The following is a 16,470-nucleotide window of genomic DNA, read 5'->3' as shown; positions in this document are numbered from 1 at the left end:
GGCCGGGGTCCAGTTGCAATGTCGTTCGAGAGGTTCCTGCACCTTCGATAGTGCGCCGAAACTGGGCCCCGGCCTTCGCCGGGGAACTGCTCAGGACGGGCGACATGGCTCTGGTCCGCTCCTCCGGAGCGTATCCGCCCTTGGCCCTGGCGGTAAGGATTGGAGGGCATCTCTCCCCGAATCTTGATCTCGATAAATTTTTTCAAAAAAGATCGAGAGCCGTGGAACCCCTGACCGCCTGGTCCGTTTTGTACTTCGGATAGTGACCTTTTGCCCCCCCGCTCTCGCTATCCAAGACATGGGCCCGGAAGCGTCAACCCTCCCCCCCCGGTGACGCTTCCGGGCCTAAAACTTTTCGGGGCCCTTCCCTTTTTCCAGCATCTTCAACGCGTTGCTTCGCAAACGGAACGTTTGCGTGCGGATAAGCATTTCCTTTCCGACCCGAACGGGTTCGGTATCTGGAGAGTTAGGATGCGTAAGATCATCACCTGCCTCGCCCTTGCGGGCGCGGTGCTGGTTTCGGCCTGCAACACGATCGAAGGCGTGGGCCGGGACGTTTCGTCCGCCGGCGACACCGTCGCCAAGACGGCGGACGACGCCAAGTAATCCGGCAGGAAAAGAAAAGGCCCCTCGCGATCGGATCGCGAGGGGCCTTTTTTGCGTCAGGCTTCGGCCGCTTCGGCCTTGTCCTCATCCTCCGTCGCGGCGGGGCGACGGCGGCGGGTGAACCAGATCGCGATCAGCGACAGGAAATAGAGGCCGACCAGCGGGATCGCGAGCAGCAGCTGCGAGCCGACGTCCGGCGGGGTCAGCACCGCGGCGATCGCGAAGGCCGCGACCACGGCATAGCGCCAGGCGCCCTTGAGCTGCTCATAGGAAACGATCCCCGAGCGCTCGAGCAGCATCAGCAGCACCGGCAGCAGGAAGGTGATGCCGAAGGCGAACAGGAACTGCATCACGAAATCGAGATATTTCTCGGCGTCGGGCATCGCGGTCTGCCGCACGCCGCTGTCGCCCAGCTCGCCCTGATAGCCGAGCAGGAAGTGCAGCGCGGTGGGGATCGCGATGAAATAGGCCAGCGCCGCGCCGGCGATGAACAGCACCGGGGTGGCGAGCAGGAAGGGCAGCAGCGCCCTCTTCTCCTGGCGGTACAGGCCCGGCGCGACGAACTGCCAGAGCTGGGAGGCGATCACCGGGAAGGACAGCATCATCGCCGCGAAGAAGGCGACCTTGAGCTGGACGAAGAACGCCCCGAAGATCTGGGTGAAGATCACCTGGTCCTGTCCCGCCACCGCAAGCGGATGGACGAGGAACCCGTAGATCTCCTTCGAGAAATAGAAGGAGACGAAGAAGGTCACCAGCAGCGAGGCGACACAGTAGAACAGGCGGCGGCGCAGCTCGATCAGATGCTCGAGCAGCGGCTGCTGGGTGTCGTCGATGTCCTTCATTCGGCGGCCTCGGCAGGCGGCGCGGCCTTCTTGCGAGGCGCACGGGGCTTGGGAGCTGGCTTGGCGGCGGCTTCGTCCGCAACCTCGGGTGCAGCGGCAGCGGCCGGCTTGCGGGCGCGCTTCGGCTTGGGCGCCGGCGCCGAGACGGCGGGAGTGTCCTCGACGAACGCAGGCTGCTCGACCATCACCGGCGCAGCATCCTCCGCGACGTGATGCACTTCCGGAGCCTCAGGCGCGGGCAGCGCGGCGGGCGGATGCTCGGACATGATCCGGGCATTCTCCTCGGCCCATTGCTTCTCGAGCTCGGCAAGCTCCGCCTCGCGGACCATGTTGTCGAAGCCCGAGCGGAACTGGCGCGCGACCGCACGGGCCTTGCCGACCCATTTGCCCACGAAGCGCATCGCCTTCGGCAAGTCCTTGGGCCCGATGAAGATCAGGGCCACGATGGCGACCACGACAAACTCGGGCGCGTTGAAATCTAGCATCGATCAATTCGCCAGAAGCGGTCCCCGGCGCCCTGAGCCGGGGACGATAGGGTCAGAGCTTCTCTTCGCGCGCCGTCTCGGCTTCGCGCTGCACGGTCGGCTCGGGAGCCGCCTTGCCTTCGATGCGGGTCGCCGGCTTGTCGTCGGCGTCGTCCTCGCTCATGCCCTTCTTGAACTGCTTGATGCCCTTGGCCACGTCGCCCATCATGTTCGAGAAACGACCGCCACCGAGCAGCAGGATCGCGATCAAGCCCAGCACGAGCCAGTGCCAGATGCTACCCATACCCATAACAAATCTCCTTGATTCAGGCCCTATCTAGGCCTCGCACGCACGAGCGGCAATGGCCTACGCGGGGTCGCCCCTATTCGTCGTCTGTGACAGTTTCACTTTCGGGCTCGTCGGCGCCTTCGCTTTCGCCCAGCGCCTCGAAGGCGAGGTCGACCGGATCGAGCAGGCCGGCGGCCTTGAGATCGTCGATTCCGGGCAGATCACGCCGGCTGGCAAGGCCGAAATGGGTGAGGAAACCCTGGGTGGTGGCGTACATCAGCGGCCGCCCCGGCACTTCGCGGCGGCCGGCCGGGCGCACCCAGTTCGCTTCCATCAGCACGTCGATCGTACCCTTGGAAATCTGCACGCCGCGGATCGCCTCGATCTCGGCGCGGGTGACCGGCTCGTGATAGGCGATGATCGCCAGCGTCTCGATGCCGGCGCGGCTGAGCTTGCGGCTTTCCTCGCGATTGCGACGGAGCAGATGGGCGAGATCGGCGGCGGTCTGGAAATGCCAGCGGTCGCCGCGGCGGACCAGCTCGACCCCGCGCCCGGCATAGAGCGCCTCGAGGGCCGCGAGCGCGGCGCGCACGTCCATCTCGGTGCCGACATGGGCGCGGATCTCGTCGAGGTTCATCGGGTTCTCGGAGGCGAACAGCACGGCCTCCACCGCGCGCGTGGCGGCGTCTTCAGGGGTCATGCGGTCGCCTTGAGATAGAGCGGCGCGAAGGCCGATTTCTGCTTGAGTTCCACCCTGCCCTGCTTGGCGAGCTCGAGCGCGGCGACGAAGGACGAGGCCAGCGCCGACTTGGCATAGGCGCCGCTCGCATCCTCGGGCAGGAAGGACTGGAGCGTGCTCCATTCGATCCGCGTGCCGATCAGCGAGGAGACGCGCGCGATCGCCGCTTCCAGCGTCATCACGTCGCGCTGCTGGACGACGTGCATCACCGGGCGAGTGCGCGCGCTGATCCGGCCATAGGCGGCGATCAGGTCGTAGATCTCGGCTTCGTAGCGGGCCTTGCGCAGCACGCGCAGCCCTTCGGGGGCGCCGCGGAAGAAATTGTCGCGGCCGGTGCGGTCGCGCGCCATCAGCCGGGCGCCGGCCTCGCGCATCGCATTGAGGCGCTCGAGACGCAGCTGCAGGCGCAGTGCCAGGTCCTCGGGGCTCGGGGTCTCCTCCGGGTTGCGGGGAAGCAGCAGCGCGGACTTGAGATAGGCCAGCCAGGCGGCCATCACGAGATAGTCGGCGGCCAGCTCCAGCCGGAGCTCGCGCGCCTCGTTCACGAAGCCGAGATATTGCTCGACGAGCTGGAGGATCGAGATCTGGCGCAGATCGACCTTCTGCGTGCGGGCCAGCGCCAGCAGCACGTCGAGCGGCCCTTCCCAGCCGTCGATATCGATCTTGAGGGTCTCGGCCACTTCCTCGGACATGTCCCGAGCTAAGCAGAGCGCCGCGGGAAAGTCACTTCCCCATGGGCGTGGCCGGATACGCGCCGTTTCGGACCCTGTTCCGATTGACGGGCGGCGCCGCGCCGATCAGGTTCCGGGCATTCAAGAAAGATAATCGCACAGGGTCGCCCTCGTTTGTCCGGCATGGCGTTTCACGCCTTGGTTTGGGGGAAATCTGATGTCGCACGTCCGCTTTTCGCGCGCCGTGAAGGTGCTGCTGTGCCTGTCCGCCGTCGCGCTGCCCGCCTCCACGGTGAACAGCCAGGCGCTCGATCCGTCGCCCCTGGTCTATCTCAACCAGGGCACCAGCTGGAACGCTTCCACCCGCGAGGACTTCTACTGGCAGGACCAGGGATCGCAGCTGATCCCCTATAGCTGGCTCCAGGGGCTCACCACGCCCGACGGCAAGCCGTTCCTCGCCGACAAGCTGCAGCGCTACGGCTATCTCGCCGATCGCTCGGGCACGCCCGGCAACCTGCCGATCGGCTTCACCCTCACCGGCACCACCGGCAACGAAGTCGTGGGCATGAACTGCGCCGCCTGCCACACGCGCGAGATCGACGTGTCCGGCACCAGCTACCGCGTCGATGGCGGCCCGGCGCTCAGCGACTTCCAGGGCCTGCTGACCGACATGATCGATGCGGTAGGCCGCGTGCTGGAGAGCGACGCGACGTTCCGGCCCTTCGCGGTGAGCGTGCTCGGCCCCGATCCCGATCCCGCCCTGGTCAGCGAGCTCAAGGCGACGGTGCAGCTCTGGTACACGCGCGAGGACACGCTGCGCGACCGCGCCTATGGCACCCCCGATATCTGGGGCCTGGGCAGGCTCGACGCGGTCAGCATGATCTTCAACCGCCTGACCGGGCTCGATATCGGCAAGGCGCCGACCTATCTGATCCCCGGCAATATCCAGCCCGCCGATGCGCCGGTGCGCTATCCCTTCCTGTGGAACGCCGCGAAGCAGGACATGACCCAGTGGCCGGGCTTCGCCGACAATGGCAACGACCTGCTCGGCCTCGCCCGCAACCTGGGCGAGGTGTACGGCGTGTTCGGTACCTTCCACCCGGTCAACAAGGGCAGAGGCCGGATCGATTTCCTCGCCAACAATTCGGCGAACTTCAGCGGACTGGGCAAGCTGGAGGGATCGATCAAGCTGATCGGCGCGCCCGTCTGGCCCTGGCCGGTCGACCAGAAGCTGGCGGCACGCGGGCAGCAGGTCTGGGCGATGTCGACGCCGGACAGCCCGAGCTGCGGCAGCTGCCACGATCAGAAGAAGGGCCAGTTCCGCTTCACCTTCTCGGAAACTTGGGCGACGCCGATCCAGAATGTCGGCACCGATACCCGCGAATGGGATATCCTGGCCCGCACCGCCGACTCAGGCTCTCTGGCCGGCGGCAAGCTGGTGCCGCCCTTCGGCACCGCGATCCCGCAAAAGACCACTTCGTTCAGCCTGCTCGGCTTCTCGGTGGTCGGCTCGATCCTGCAGAATGCCGATCCGTTCAAGGCGAGCCTGGCCGAAACGGGCGCGCTGAAGACGAGTGGAAAGCTCCCCAAGTCGCTGCAGGACCTTGCCGGTGCGTTCGGCGAGAAGCCAATGGCTGCGTCGCCCGCGGCTGCGACGGCTGTGAAGCCTGGTTCGTATGAATCGCGGGTGATGTACGGGATCTGGGCCGCCGCGCCCTATCTCCATAACGGATCGGTCCCGACGCTGGAGGACCTGCTCAAGCCCGCGGCGGAGCGGCCGGCGAGCTTCAAGATGGGCCGCGCCTATGACATCAAGCGCGTCGGCATCGCCGCCGACCAGACCGGCAGCCATGTGGTCACCACCACCGGCTGCGACCAGCTCAACTCGGGCAACAGCCGATGCGGCCACGAATTCGGAACCAAGTTCAGCGCCGAGGACAAGGCGGCGCTGCTCGAATATCTCAAGATGCTCTGAGGCTCGATCGCGCTTTCTTCTCCTCCCCTCCCTGCAAGGGAGGGGTTGGGGGTGGGTTGCGAGCGCAGCGAGCCCAACCATGCATTCGGTGACAAAGAAAAGGCCGGGCATCGAGCCCGGCCTTTTCTAACCCACCCCTAGCCCCTCCCTTGCAGGGAGGGGAATATTGAAGCCCCTCAGGCCGGAACGAGCGCCAGCAGTTCGTCCCGCTTCGCGACAAGCTCGGCGAAATCGGCGTCCGGCTCGTCGGCACCGGTCGTCGCCATCGCGCGGTCGAGCCGCTCGATGCACGCTGGCGTCGCATCGGGGAGCAGGCCGATGATCTCGACCATCTCGTCCATCCGCGCCCAGCAATCGAGGACGACATCGCAACCCGCCGCGAGCGCCTGGGTGGCCTTCTCGCCCGGCGTGCCGCTCAGCGCCTTCATGTCGATGTCGTCGGTCATCAGCAGCCCGTCGAAACCGATGCGCCCGCGGATGATGTCGCGGATCACGGTCGGCGAGAGCGTGGCCGGGCGTTCGGCGTCCCAGGCTTCGAACACCACATGACAGGTCATGCCCATCGGCGCGTCCTTGAGCGCGTGGAAGGGCGCGATGTCCTGCTCCAGCGCCTCGGCGTCCACCTTGACCCGCGGCAGCTCGAGATGGCTGTCGACCAGCGCGCGGCCATGGCCCGGCATGTGCTTGACGACGCCGACCACCCCGCCCCGGCGCAGTCCCTCGACACAGGCCTGGCCGAGCGCGGCGACGCGCATCGGCTCGCCACCGAACGCGCGGTCGCCGATCGCCTTGGTCACTTCCGGCGTCACGACGTCGAGCAGCGGCGCGCAATCGACAGTGACGCCGACATCGGCGAGCATCATGCCCATCGCGTGATAATTGGCCCGCGCCGCCTCGATCGCGGAGATCGGCGCGATGTCGTAGAGCTTGCCGAACACCTCGCCCGCCGGGAAGGCCGGCCATTCGGGCGGCACCATCCGGCTGACCCGTCCGCCTTCCTGGTCGATCAGGATCGGCAGGTCGGCGCGGCCGCTCAGTTCGCGCAGCTCCTCGGTGAGCGCGCGCATCTGCGCGCGGCTCTCGCAATTGCGCTTGAAGAAGATGTAGCCGAGCGGATCGGCATCACGGAAGAAATCGCGCTCCTCGGCCGTGAGCGACAGGCCGGAGACACCGAAGATTACTGGCTTCATGCCGCCGTCTTAGCGAAGCGCGGCGCGCCGGATAACCCCCTGTGCGGCGATCGGCCATGCCCGTGCGGCATGGCATTCGGTTTCCGCTTCCCCGGCGAAAGCCGGGGTCCAGGGTAACAAAGCGCATCAGCAGAGAAACCCTGGGCCCCGGCTTTCGCCGGGGAGCGCTAAACAATAGAACTCAATTCGCCACGTAGCAGCTCTCGCCCGCCACCTTGAGCTTGCCGCACAGCTCCTTGGCCTGGCTGTTCGAACCGGCATTCACCCGCAGGCGGAACAGGGCCTTGCCGTCCTTCTCGCCACGCTCGACCGATTTGCCGAGCGGCGCGAGATAGGAGAAGCGCTTGGAAAGCCGCGCCCAGGCGACATTGGCCCCGGCCTCGTCCGGAAAGGCGCCGAGCTGGATCAGCGCGCCCGAGCCCGTGGCCTGGGGCGCGATCACCGGCACGCGCTTCGGCTGGGCATCGGCCGCCGTCGCGCTCGACGGGATCGCCACCTTGGCATTGCGCTCGCCGGCAAGCGTCGGCGCCTTCTCGGCGACCTTCTTGCCGTCGACCGGCGCCTCGGGCAACGCGCTCACGTCGATGCTCGAATTGCCGCTATTGCCCTGGCTGGTGGCGAAGACGGTATCGCCCTCGCCATCCACCTTCATGCCGCCGGGCTCGTCGGGCTTGACCTTGTAGTCGCCCGCCGGCGCGGCGATCAGCTCGCCATTGCCGACCAGGCTCTTCTGCTTCTGATACCAGTAATAGCCGAACGCCCCCGCGCCGAGCACGGCGAGAAGCAGCAAGACCAGCAAAAGAATACGGCCGAAGGAAACGCCTTCGCGATAGTCCTCCTCGACCGTCTCGAGCCAGGGGAGACGGTCATCCTCGCCGAATCCGGCCTCCCCCCCACGCATGTTCATTCCCTCACATCTCCTGGACGGCCTCTACGCCCATGATGCGGAGGCCATTTCGGATAATCTGCCCGATCGAACGCGCGAGATAAAGCCGTGCGCACGTCAGCTCCGGTTGATCGGCCAGCAGGAAGCGACGGCTCGCATCGTCCTTGCCGAGATTCCACAAGGAATGGAGTTCGGCGGCCAAGTCGTAGAGATAGAACGCAATTCGGTGCGGCTCGCGCGCCGAGGCGGCTGCCTCGACGATACGCGGGAACTGCGCGGCGGCCTTAACCAGCTTCAGCTCATTTGTATCAAGCAGAGACAGGTCGACGGTGCCGCAGGTGATCCCGGCCTCCGCGGTGCGGCGGCCGAGCGACGCCACGCGGGCATGCGCATACTGCACATAGAACACCGGATTGTCCTTCGACGCCTCGACCACCTTGGCGAAATCGAAGTCCATCTGGGCATCGGCCTTGCGGGTCAGCATGGTGAAGCGGACCACGTCCTTGCCCACTTCGTTGACTACATCGGCCAGCGTCACGAAGTTGCCCGCGCGCTTCGACATCTTCACCGGCTCGCCGTCGCGCAGCAGCCGGACCATCTGAACCAGCTTGACGTCGAACTTGGTCTCGCCGCCGGTCAGCGCCTGCACCGCCGCGACGATGCGCTTGACCGTGCCCGCGTGATCCGCGCCCCAGATGTCGATCAGCTGGTCGGCCGACTGCGCCTTCTGGAAGTGATAGGCGAGATCGGCGCCGAAATAGGTCCAGGCGCCGTTCGACTTCTTGATCGGGCGATCCTGGTCGTCGCCGAACTGCGTCGAGCGGAACAGCGGCAGCTCTACCGGCTCCCAATCCTCGGGCGTCTCGCCCTTGGGGGCCTCGAGCACGCCGTCATAGATCAGCCCGCGTTCGCGCAGCCAGGCCTCGGCCTGCTCGGGCTTGCCCGCGGCCTGCAGCTCGGCTTCCGACGAGAAGAGATCGTGATGGATGCCGAGCAGCGCGAGGTCGGCGCGGATCATGTCCATCATCGCGGCGACGGCGATCTGGCGGAACAGCACCAGCCACTCGCTTTCCGGCGCCGAGACGTACTTGTCGCCATAGTCGGCGGCGAGCTTCGCGCCGACCGGCTTCAGATACTCGCCCGGATAGAGGCCCTCGGGGATCTCGATCGTCTCACCCAGCGCCTCGCGGTAGCGCAGATGCGCCGAGCGGGCGAGCACATCGACCTGGCCACCGGCGTCGTTGACATAATATTCGCGGATCACCTTGTGCCCGGCGAATTCGAGCAGGGCGGCAAGCGCATCGCCCACCACCGCGCCGCGGCAATGGCCCATGTGCATCGGGCCGGTCGGGTTGGCCGAGACATATTCGACGTTGACGGTGGTGCCGGCGCCCACATGCGAGCGGCCATAATCGTCGCCCGCCTCGAGGATCGCGTTCAGCTCGCCGCGCCAGGTGGCGTCGGTCAGCGTCAGGTTGATGAAGCCCGGGCCCGCGATCGAGACCGCGGACACCTCGTCGAGCTTCTCCAGCTCGGCGCCGATCTTCTCGGCCAGCGCGCGCGGATTGGTGCCCGCCGGCTTGGCGAGGACCATCGCGGCGTTGGTCGCCAGGTCACCATGGCTGGCGTCGCGCGGCGGCTCGACGGTGATCGCACGTCGCTCCAGCCCCGCAGGCAGGTCGCCGGCGAGGACAAGCGCATCAAGGGCCAGATTCAGATGCGCGGCGAAGCGTGCGTAAAGCGTCATTCACGGTTCCAGTGGTTGCGGAAGCGCGGGCTCTTAGCGGATGCGGAGCCGCGACGCCACTGCGGTGAGATGGGGTGCGCCACGGAAGTTTGCACGCCCGCGAGTTGACGGACCTTCTTCCGACCCGCCAAATGGATCGAGGCGGCGCTTCTCGTCGCCGGAACATGGTTTGGAAGAACGTGGCGGAAGCAGCCCCGGCCAGGAAGCGGCGGACACAGGCGGAGCGCACGGCGGAGACGCGGGAGGCGCTGCTCGATGCTGCGATCCGGCTGCTCTACCGCAACGGCTATAGCGGCACGTCGACCGAGGCGATCTCCGAGGAAGCCGGGGTGACGCGCGGCGCGCTGCACCATCATTTCGGCACGCGCGCCCAGCTGATGGCCGACGTGATCGGCACCGTCTACGAGCGCGAACGCCGCGCCTATGAGGAGATCGCGGCGGATACCGGCCGCGGCGCGCATATCTCCGACTGGCCGGAGATGCTCTGGGAAGTGCTGAGCCGTCCCTCGGGCCTTGCCGTGCTCGAGATTCTCCAGGCCTCGCGCAGCGATGGGGAGCTGGCCGCGCTGGTCACGCCGATGCAGGCCAGGGTCGAGCAGATGTCGCTCGACACCATCAAGCAGCAATTCGGCAACGGCGACGATGCCGGGATGCTCGCGGGGATCCGCCTGTTCGTCTGGGCCGTGCGCGGGCTGTCGATCGCGCAGGTGCTGGCGCCCAACCCGGAGGAGATGCGCAGCTCGATCGATTTCCTCAAGCGGCTGATCGACGGCGCGATCAGCGCCGGCACGATCGATTCCCGTGGCCGCCCGCTCCCGGGCTGAGCGATCAGGGCACGGCCTGCCCTTCCCGGCAGACCGCGAGGATATTGCCGAAATCCTGCGAGCCATCGTCGGTCGCGAGCATCTTCAAATGCCCGAGCCAGACGAAGCGCCGGAACACCGGGTCGCGCGAGGTGCGCTTTTCGCCACAGGCGATCTGCGGGGCATCCCGGCGCGTGACGACATCGCGCAGCTCGGCACGCGGATCGGCCATGGAGTCGAGGATCGCCGCCTCGATCGCCGATCGCGTCGGGGATGGGGAAGGCACGGGCGTGGGGACAGGCGCGGCCTCGCGCGGTGCGAGCGGCTGGATCACGACCGCGCCGGCATCCGGTGCCCTGGGCGCGCTTCTCGGCCAGGCGAAGAAGGCCCCCGCCGCTACAGCAGCCAGGATCAGAAACGCGACAATCAAGGATATCCGAGCCATGTCCCTGCCCTTGCGTGGATATGCGGGTCGGTCGCGCGCCGCCCGGACGGCGGCGCGCGACCAGGGCGATCAGGGAATGTTGGAGACCCGTCCCTGCCAGGCGTTCGCGGTGAAGAACTCACCCGTCCCGGACTTGAACGCGGCCCCCGCCACGGCATCCCCCTTCAGCTGCCAGGCAAGCCAGGCCGTCGGATAGCCCAGATAGCCGTACACGCCATTGGCGCAGGCCTTGAGGAAACCGAGCAGGCCGCAACCCGGCGTGCCGGTGATGTCGTTATGGTTGGCGCCCTTCAGCAGCCCCTTGGCCTTGAGCATCGTGGAAGGCGTGGCGTTGTACCAGGCGGTCTGCGAGTTGAGCTGGGTGCCGCCGCTCTGCGTATCCGGTGCGATCAGGCTGTCGGCGGTGCCGCTGACATAGAAGATCGATCCCGATCCGCCGGTCAGCGTGGGCGTGAGCAGGCAATTGTCCGCCGGATTGCACCAGTTCTGGTTCGGCAGTTCGAACGTCACCGTGGTCTTGATCACGCCGACCGAGTGGAACATCGCATTGGCGGCCCCGGACGCCCCCTGCGAATGCCCCGCCGCGCCGACATGCGCGAAATCGATCCGCTGGTAGAAGGGGCTGGCCGGGTTGGTATCCTGCGCCTGCATATAGGCGAGCGAATCCAGGACGGTGTTGCCATAGCCGGTCTGCTGGTCGCGCGTCGCCACCACGATGAAGCCCCAGCTCGCGAGATGCTTCAGCCAGTTGGGATAATTGTCCGCGGTGGAGCCGGTGCCGTTGGCCCACAGCACCAGCGGCAGGCGGGTGTTCAGCGAGGCGATGTTGGTCGGATAGAAGACATCGCACTGGTTGCCCTTGGAATCGCAGGCGACGGTGGAGCGCGTCTGGGTGGTCGCATAGGCGCCATTGGCGTAATATTGCGTCTCGACCGGACCGGTCGGCGCATTGGGGACGGACTGCGCGGCCGCCGGCAGGGCCGCTGCCAATGCGGTGGCCGAAACCAGCGTGATGCATATCGCTCGGGATAGTCGCTTCATCTGCCTCTCCTTGCGTTTATCGTTTTCTCCTTCGAACCGTATCGGTGTGGCGAATTGGTGCCGGGCCGAAGGGTTCGGCCGCGCGGAGTGGCGAGCAGAAGCTGGTTTTCGCGTATGGCGCACCGGCCCCCTGGGCTTCGATGCAGTGATATCCTCTCCCGATCCCCGGTCTCCGCCGGTGACCAAAGGCTAGCCGCACATTTACATGCAATCAAGAATGTATGTAAGTTACGACACCATCAGACAGCCGCGAGCCCGCCCGGCCGTAGCCGACCGGACCCGAGGCACTTCGTCAGAGAGGAGCGCTCGCCGGATCTCCGGCGAGCCGTCGGTTCAGGCGCGCAGCAGGTCCTGCAACGGCCTGGCCATCTGCACATCGGGAAACAGCTTGCGCGCCGCGGTCTGCGGCGACAGGTCGAAATGGGTGGCCAGCGTCGAGCCGATCACCGCGTCGAGCCCCAGCGTCGGCTTGAGGTCGCGGCTCTCGTAGAGCGCCGCATCCGCCAGGCCCGGCCAGTCGGCAAGCACCCTGCCCCCGTTCACCGCGCCGCCCATCAGCATCGCGACCGAACCGGTGCCGTGATCGGTACCCTGGGTGCCGTTGACCTTCACCGTGCGACCGAACTCGGTGGCGACCAGCACCACCGTATTGCTCCACAGCGGGCCGAGGCCGGTCTTGAGCGCGCCGATCATCTGGTCGAGCCCGTTGAGCTGGCCCTGCAGCCGCCCCTTCTGCCCGGCATGGGTGTCCCAGCCGCCGGTCTCGATCATCGCGATGCGCGACCCACCCGGCGCCGCGAGCATCTTGGCGGTGAGCGTGCCGGTATCGGCTGCGTTCTTGCCGTTGTTCGAGGCAAGGTCTCCGGTCAGCATGCGGGTGGCGGTCGCCTGTTCCCAGATGCCGTGGAGCTGGGCATCGCCCTGGTACATCTGGCTCACCCGGGCGAGCAGATCGTCCGAAGCGTCGGGCAGCGACGAGGGTGCATAGCTCGCCACCTCGACCGGCCCGCGCAGCGCCATCGGCACGGTCGCGGCCAGCGCGATCGCCTTGTCGTCGGCAGGCAGCATGGTCAGCAGCCGGTTCAGCCAGCCGTCCTTGAGCTGATAGGCCGAGGTGCCGCCGGTCTCGAGTACGTTCTGCCCATCGAAATGCGAGCGGTCGCGATAGGGCGAGGCGACGGCATGCAGGAACAGCGCCTGCTTGGCGCCATATAGCCCCATGACGTTCTTCATCGCCGGATGCAGCGCGAACATGTCGTTGAGCTTCGGTGCCGCGGCGAATTCCTCCGCCAGCGCCCCACGCTGCCCGGCATAGGCAGGATCGCCCACCGGCGCGACGGTGTGCAGGCCGTCGGCGGCACCACGCTGGATGATGAAGACGAAGCGCCGATCGGTCGCCGCGCGGGCAAAGGCAATGCGCGAGCCGAAGGCGGTGGCGAGCATGGCGGAAGCGCCCAGGCCCACGAAGTTGCGACGGGAAAGTGCGGTCATCGGATCACCTCCGCATGAATTCGGGCGAGACAAGCATCAGGGCGAGGCCCTGGCCCGGGCTCTCGGCACGCGCGATCGACTGGGTGGTCGAGGGGGTAAGCGTGCCGGGGAACAGCTCGGCGGCGCGCTGGCGGGCGTCGATCGTGTCCTTGGCGCGGGCAGCCATGCGCTCGGCCGCCTCGACCCGGCGCATCACCGCATCCGGCCCGGCCCAGGCGCCGGCGACATCGTCCCAGCCCGCCGGCGATCCCGGCTTCCAGGTCGGCTGGCCGAGCTGCCCCATCAGGCCGTTGACTGCCTGGGGCTGTACCTGCTGCGTGCCGAGCGCGCGCATCGCCGAGATCGACCACTCCCAGGGCGACTTGAACTTGGCCGGCGTCGGCGACCAGCACTCCGGCGAGGCGATCAGCGCGCGGTAAACGGTCGGCAGGTCGCCGCCCGAGGACAGGAACGCCTTTTGCAGCCGCGCGACCAGCGGCGCGGGCGGATCGTCACTGGCGAAATGGCGGGCGAGCTTGGTAGCGATATGCTTCGCGGTCGCCGGATGGGTGGCGAGATAGTCGAGCACTTCGCTCGCCTGCTCTTCGCCTTGCGCGCTCCATTGCTTGCCCAGGATCGTGCGGGTGCCCGGCTCATGCATCCGGTCGGCGAACAGGAAGCTGCCCGGCTGGCCGTCGGCGGCGCCGACATAGCGCGCGCCTGGCCCGCGCCCGATACCCGCCACGGTGAAGCCGGTCATCGCCCGGGCGAATTCGGTGACGTCCGCCTGGGTGTAGACGCTGCGCACGCCGAGCGTGTGAAGCTCCATGATCTCGCGCGCCAGATTCTCGTTGAGGCCACTGCGCCGCCCGCGCTGGCGCTGCGCTACCGCACTGTTGGGGCCGACCGACACCGCCTGGTCGAGATAGAGCAGCATCGCCGGATGGCGCTCGACCGCGTTGAGCATGTCGCCGAACTTGCCCATCACATGCGGGCGGATCGCCTCGAACTCCATCGTGCCCGACAGCCCGACCAGCTCGAGCTTGTCGGCCGAGACCGCGAAATGGTTCGCCCAGAAATGGACGAGCCGCTCGGCAAAGGGCGTCGGCGAGGTGATTGCGGTCAGCGCCCGGGCCGAGACCATGCCGACATAGGCCTGTTGCTGCACCCGCCGCGCCTCGCGCCGGGCGATCATCGCGGCATCCTCGCCCTGATAGACCGGCTTGGCCGCCGGGGCTCCCTGCATCGCCGGTGCCGCGGCCTGCATGTCCTGCATCGCCATGCCCTCGGCCATCGCCGGTTGCACGCCGGCTGGTTTGGCGGGCGCTACGGCAGCGGGTTTCGGCTTGGGGTTCTCCAGCCGGAGCAGCCGCTGGCGCTCATAGAAATCGGCAAGCTCGCTTGCGACCTGCGCGCTCGATGCCTGGGCGGCGATCGCCTGGGGTCGCGGATCAAAGGCGGCGATCTGCCCGGCGAGCCATTTACGGGGATCGCTCCCCACATCCTCGCCCGGCCTGGCGCCGAGCCCGAAGCGGTTTCGCGCGATACTGGCGTCCGACATGCGACTCCCCTGTAACGGTATTTCTCCGGAATACGTCCCAAGTGTCGCAGAAGTTTGCCAGACTTTCGACTCGTCGCCTGCATGCAACGCTTCACCGGTTGCGTTTTCTGCAACTGGGCCCGACTTTCTTTGCGATTGATGCTTTTGCTGCGTCGCAACATAACTCGGCGCAAGAACAGAACATATTGGATGCTGATCTGGCTTCTTTATCAATAAGGAGAAAGATCGTGACGAAGTTCCTTTTCGCGGCTGCCGCCGCCACTCTCGCCTTCACCGCCCCCGCCGCGATCGCCGGCGAGCGCAGCTTCACCCATGAAGGCGTGACCTACACCTATTCGGTCACCAGCAAGGACAAGGTCCAGGTGCTCGAAGGCCGCACCAACAAGGGCGGCGAATTCCGCCTGAACGTGAAGAACGGCTGGGTCGACGGTTACGTCAACGACACCCGCGTCTCGTTCCGCGCGCCGAAGGACAAGAGCGGCGCGGTTCTGGCCGCACGCTGAGCTAGCCCCCTCCCTCTGGGGCTGAACGAAAGGCCGGGGCGGCAACGCTCCGGCCTTTCTTGTGTTCAGAACCCTTCGGGCAAGTCGATCGTGCCGACCAGCTGCTTGTAGCGGGCGATGGCGTAGCGGTCGGTCATGCCGGCGATGAAGTCGGCGATGTGCCGGCTGCGCGCGGGTTCCGCCTCGGGCAGCGCTTCGGCCCATTCGGCCGGCATCAGCCTGGGATCGTCGCGATAGGCGGCGAACAGCCCTGCCACGACCGTATGCGCCGCGTCCGCAGCCGCCAGCTGGCTCGGATGGTGATAGAGATTGGCGTACATGAAGCGCTTCAGCCCGCGTTCCGCCTCGCGCATCCCGTCGGAGAAATGGGCGAGCACCCGCCCCGCCGCGCGGACATCCGCCACCGTCTCGACGCCGCTCTCGGCGATGCGCGCGCGGGTCGCCTCGATCAGGTCGTTGACCATCAGCCCGATCTGGGCGCGGATCAGCTCGCTGATCAGCCGCCGCCGCTCGCAGCCGGGGAACTTCGCCTCCACCTGCCGCCAGCCCTCGGCGACCATCGGCAGCTCGAACAGCTGATCGAGCTGGAGCAGTCCGGCGCGCAGCCCGTCATCGATGTCGTGATTGTCATAGGCGATGTCGTCGGCGATCGCCGCGACCTGCGCCTCGAGCGACGCCCAGCTCTCCAGCTCGAGCGGGAACGCCGCATCCGCCTCGGCCAGCGCCCATTCCGGGTGCGCGATCGGGCCGTTATGCTTGGCCAGCCCCTCCAGCGTGTCCCAGGTCAGGTTGAGCCCGTCCCAGGCCGGATAGGGTCGCTCGATCGTGGTCAGGGTGCGCAGCGTGTTGCCGTTATGGTCGAACCCGCCCTGCCCGGCCAGCGCCTCGCCCAGCGCCTTCTCGCCGGCATGGCCGAAGGGCGGATGGCCGATGTCGTGGGCCAGGCACAAAGCCTCGGTCAGGTCCTCGTTGAGCCCGAGCGTCCGCGCGATCGCCCGGCCGATCTGCGCAACCTCCAGGCTGTGGGTGAGCCGCACCCGGAAATGGTCGCCATCGGGCGCCATGAACACCTGGGTCTTGTGGCGCAGCCGCCGGAAGCTGATCGAATGGATGATCCGGTCGCGGTCGCGCTGGAAGGCGTCGCGCGGCCCCCGGGCGGTGCCGCCGGGCTCGGGATGGAGACGGCCGCGGCTGGCTTCAGGCGTGGAGGCCCAGGGAGAAATCGCTTTCACGCGCGT

General features: G+C 67.1%; 17 protein-coding genes. 4 read left to right on the top strand and 13 right to left on the bottom strand.

Annotated features, from left to right (window positions below):
• The first annotated feature begins 471 nt into the window (after positions 1-471).
• Entirely contained in the window at positions 472-606 is a 135-nt protein-coding gene (locus HNP52_RS22370) for an entericidin A/B family lipoprotein (protein ID WP_184171104.1), read from the top strand.
• 56 nt (positions 607-662) lie between these two features.
• On the opposite strand, the gene tatC is transcribed toward HNP52_RS22370, so the two are convergent.
• The 5 genes from tatC to HNP52_RS22345 form a co-directional block, all read right to left on the bottom strand.
• The gene (gene tatC, locus HNP52_RS22365) at positions 663-1,448 is read right to left on the bottom strand and encodes a twin-arginine translocase subunit TatC (RefSeq protein WP_184171101.1); all 786 of its coding nucleotides are present in this window, start codon (positions 1,446-1,448) and stop codon (positions 663-665) included.
• A complete protein-coding gene (gene tatB / locus HNP52_RS22360) occupies positions 1,445-1,933 on the bottom strand; it encodes a Sec-independent protein translocase protein TatB (protein ID WP_184171099.1) in 489 nt (162 codons plus the stop codon). Before tatB ends, tatC begins: the two co-directional genes overlap by 4 nt.
• A 52-nt stretch (positions 1,934-1,985) precedes the next feature.
• Positions 1,986-2,222 (bottom strand): twin-arginine translocase TatA/TatE family subunit, encoded by a 237-nt coding sequence (locus HNP52_RS22355; protein ID WP_184171096.1) that lies wholly within the window; start codon positions 2,220-2,222, stop codon positions 1,986-1,988.
• A 73-nt stretch (positions 2,223-2,295) separates the two neighbouring features.
• On the bottom strand, positions 2,296-2,901 hold the full coding sequence (gene scpB, locus HNP52_RS22350; protein ID WP_184171093.1) for an SMC-Scp complex subunit ScpB: 606 nt from the start codon (positions 2,899-2,901) through the stop codon (positions 2,296-2,298).
• Complete coding sequence (locus HNP52_RS22345) at positions 2,898-3,632, bottom strand: ScpA family protein (protein WP_184171090.1); 735 nt, start codon at positions 3,630-3,632, stop codon at positions 2,898-2,900. The genes scpB and HNP52_RS22345 overlap by 4 nt, the downstream gene beginning before the upstream one ends.
• A 196-nt stretch (positions 3,633-3,828) precedes the next feature.
• Between HNP52_RS22345 and HNP52_RS22340 the strand changes: the two genes are divergently transcribed.
• Positions 3,829-5,586 carry a di-heme-cytochrome C peroxidase gene (locus tag HNP52_RS22340; protein WP_184171088.1) on the top strand — a complete coding sequence of 586 codons (1,758 nt, stop codon included), beginning with the start codon at positions 3,829-3,831 and terminating at the stop codon, positions 5,584-5,586.
• Positions 5,587-5,762: 176 nt separating this feature from the next.
• Here HNP52_RS22340 and nagZ read toward each other — a convergent pair whose 3' ends face one another.
• The 3 genes from nagZ to argS form a co-directional block, all read right to left on the bottom strand.
• Positions 5,763-6,776 carry a beta-N-acetylhexosaminidase gene (gene nagZ / locus HNP52_RS22335; RefSeq protein WP_184171085.1) on the bottom strand — a complete coding sequence of 338 codons (1,014 nt, stop codon included), beginning with the start codon at positions 6,774-6,776 and terminating at the stop codon, positions 5,763-5,765.
• 181 nt (positions 6,777-6,957) lie between these two features.
• Entirely contained in the window at positions 6,958-7,677 is a 720-nt protein-coding gene (locus tag HNP52_RS22330; RefSeq protein ID WP_260396328.1) for an SPOR domain-containing protein, read from the bottom strand.
• A 10-nt stretch (positions 7,678-7,687) separates the two neighbouring features.
• Positions 7,688-9,409, bottom strand: coding sequence for an arginine--tRNA ligase (gene argS, locus HNP52_RS22325; RefSeq protein ID WP_184171080.1), 1,722 nt, complete (start codon positions 9,407-9,409; stop codon positions 7,688-7,690).
• Positions 9,410-9,573: 164 nt separating this feature from the next.
• On the opposite strand from argS, the gene HNP52_RS22320 reads away from it, so the two are divergent.
• Positions 9,574-10,233 (top strand): TetR/AcrR family transcriptional regulator, encoded by a 660-nt coding sequence (locus HNP52_RS22320; RefSeq protein ID WP_184171077.1) that lies wholly within the window; start codon positions 9,574-9,576, stop codon positions 10,231-10,233.
• Positions 10,234-10,237: 4 nt separating this feature from the next.
• Here HNP52_RS22320 and HNP52_RS22315 read toward each other — a convergent pair whose 3' ends face one another.
• From HNP52_RS22315 to HNP52_RS22300, 4 genes are all read right to left on the bottom strand, one after another.
• Complete coding sequence (locus HNP52_RS22315; RefSeq protein WP_184171074.1) at positions 10,238-10,642, bottom strand: hypothetical protein; 405 nt, start codon at positions 10,640-10,642, stop codon at positions 10,238-10,240.
• Between the two features lie 84 nt (positions 10,643-10,726).
• Positions 10,727-11,698: a hypothetical protein gene (locus HNP52_RS22310; protein WP_184171071.1), complete on the bottom strand. Its 972-nt coding sequence runs from the start codon at positions 11,696-11,698 to the stop codon at positions 10,727-10,729.
• Positions 11,699-12,031: 333 nt separating this feature from the next.
• Positions 12,032-13,189 (bottom strand): DUF1501 domain-containing protein, encoded by a 1,158-nt coding sequence (locus tag HNP52_RS22305; RefSeq protein WP_184171069.1) that lies wholly within the window; start codon positions 13,187-13,189, stop codon positions 12,032-12,034.
• Positions 13,190-13,193: 4 nt separating this feature from the next.
• Positions 13,194-14,729, bottom strand: coding sequence for a DUF1800 family protein (locus HNP52_RS22300; protein ID WP_184171066.1), 1,536 nt, complete (start codon positions 14,727-14,729; stop codon positions 13,194-13,196).
• A 227-nt stretch (positions 14,730-14,956) separates the two neighbouring features.
• Between HNP52_RS22300 and HNP52_RS22295 the strand changes: the two genes are divergently transcribed.
• Positions 14,957-15,232, top strand: a complete 276-nt coding sequence (locus HNP52_RS22295; protein ID WP_184171063.1) for a hypothetical protein — start codon at positions 14,957-14,959, stop codon at positions 15,230-15,232.
• A 65-nt stretch (positions 15,233-15,297) separates the two neighbouring features.
• Here HNP52_RS22295 and HNP52_RS22290 read toward each other — a convergent pair whose 3' ends face one another.
• Positions 15,298-16,464 carry a deoxyguanosinetriphosphate triphosphohydrolase gene (locus tag HNP52_RS22290; protein WP_184171060.1) on the bottom strand — a complete coding sequence of 389 codons (1,167 nt, stop codon included), beginning with the start codon at positions 16,462-16,464 and terminating at the stop codon, positions 15,298-15,300.
• Between the last annotated feature and the right edge of the window lie 6 nt (positions 16,465-16,470).

The organism is Sphingomonas kyeonggiensis (genome assembly GCF_014204495.1).
Taxonomy (GTDB): Bacteria; Pseudomonadota; Alphaproteobacteria; order Sphingomonadales; family Sphingomonadaceae; genus Sphingomonas; species Sphingomonas kyeonggiensis_A.
The sequence above is the reverse complement of the archived record's forward strand: the minus strand, read 5'-3'. Positions and strand labels throughout refer to the sequence as shown.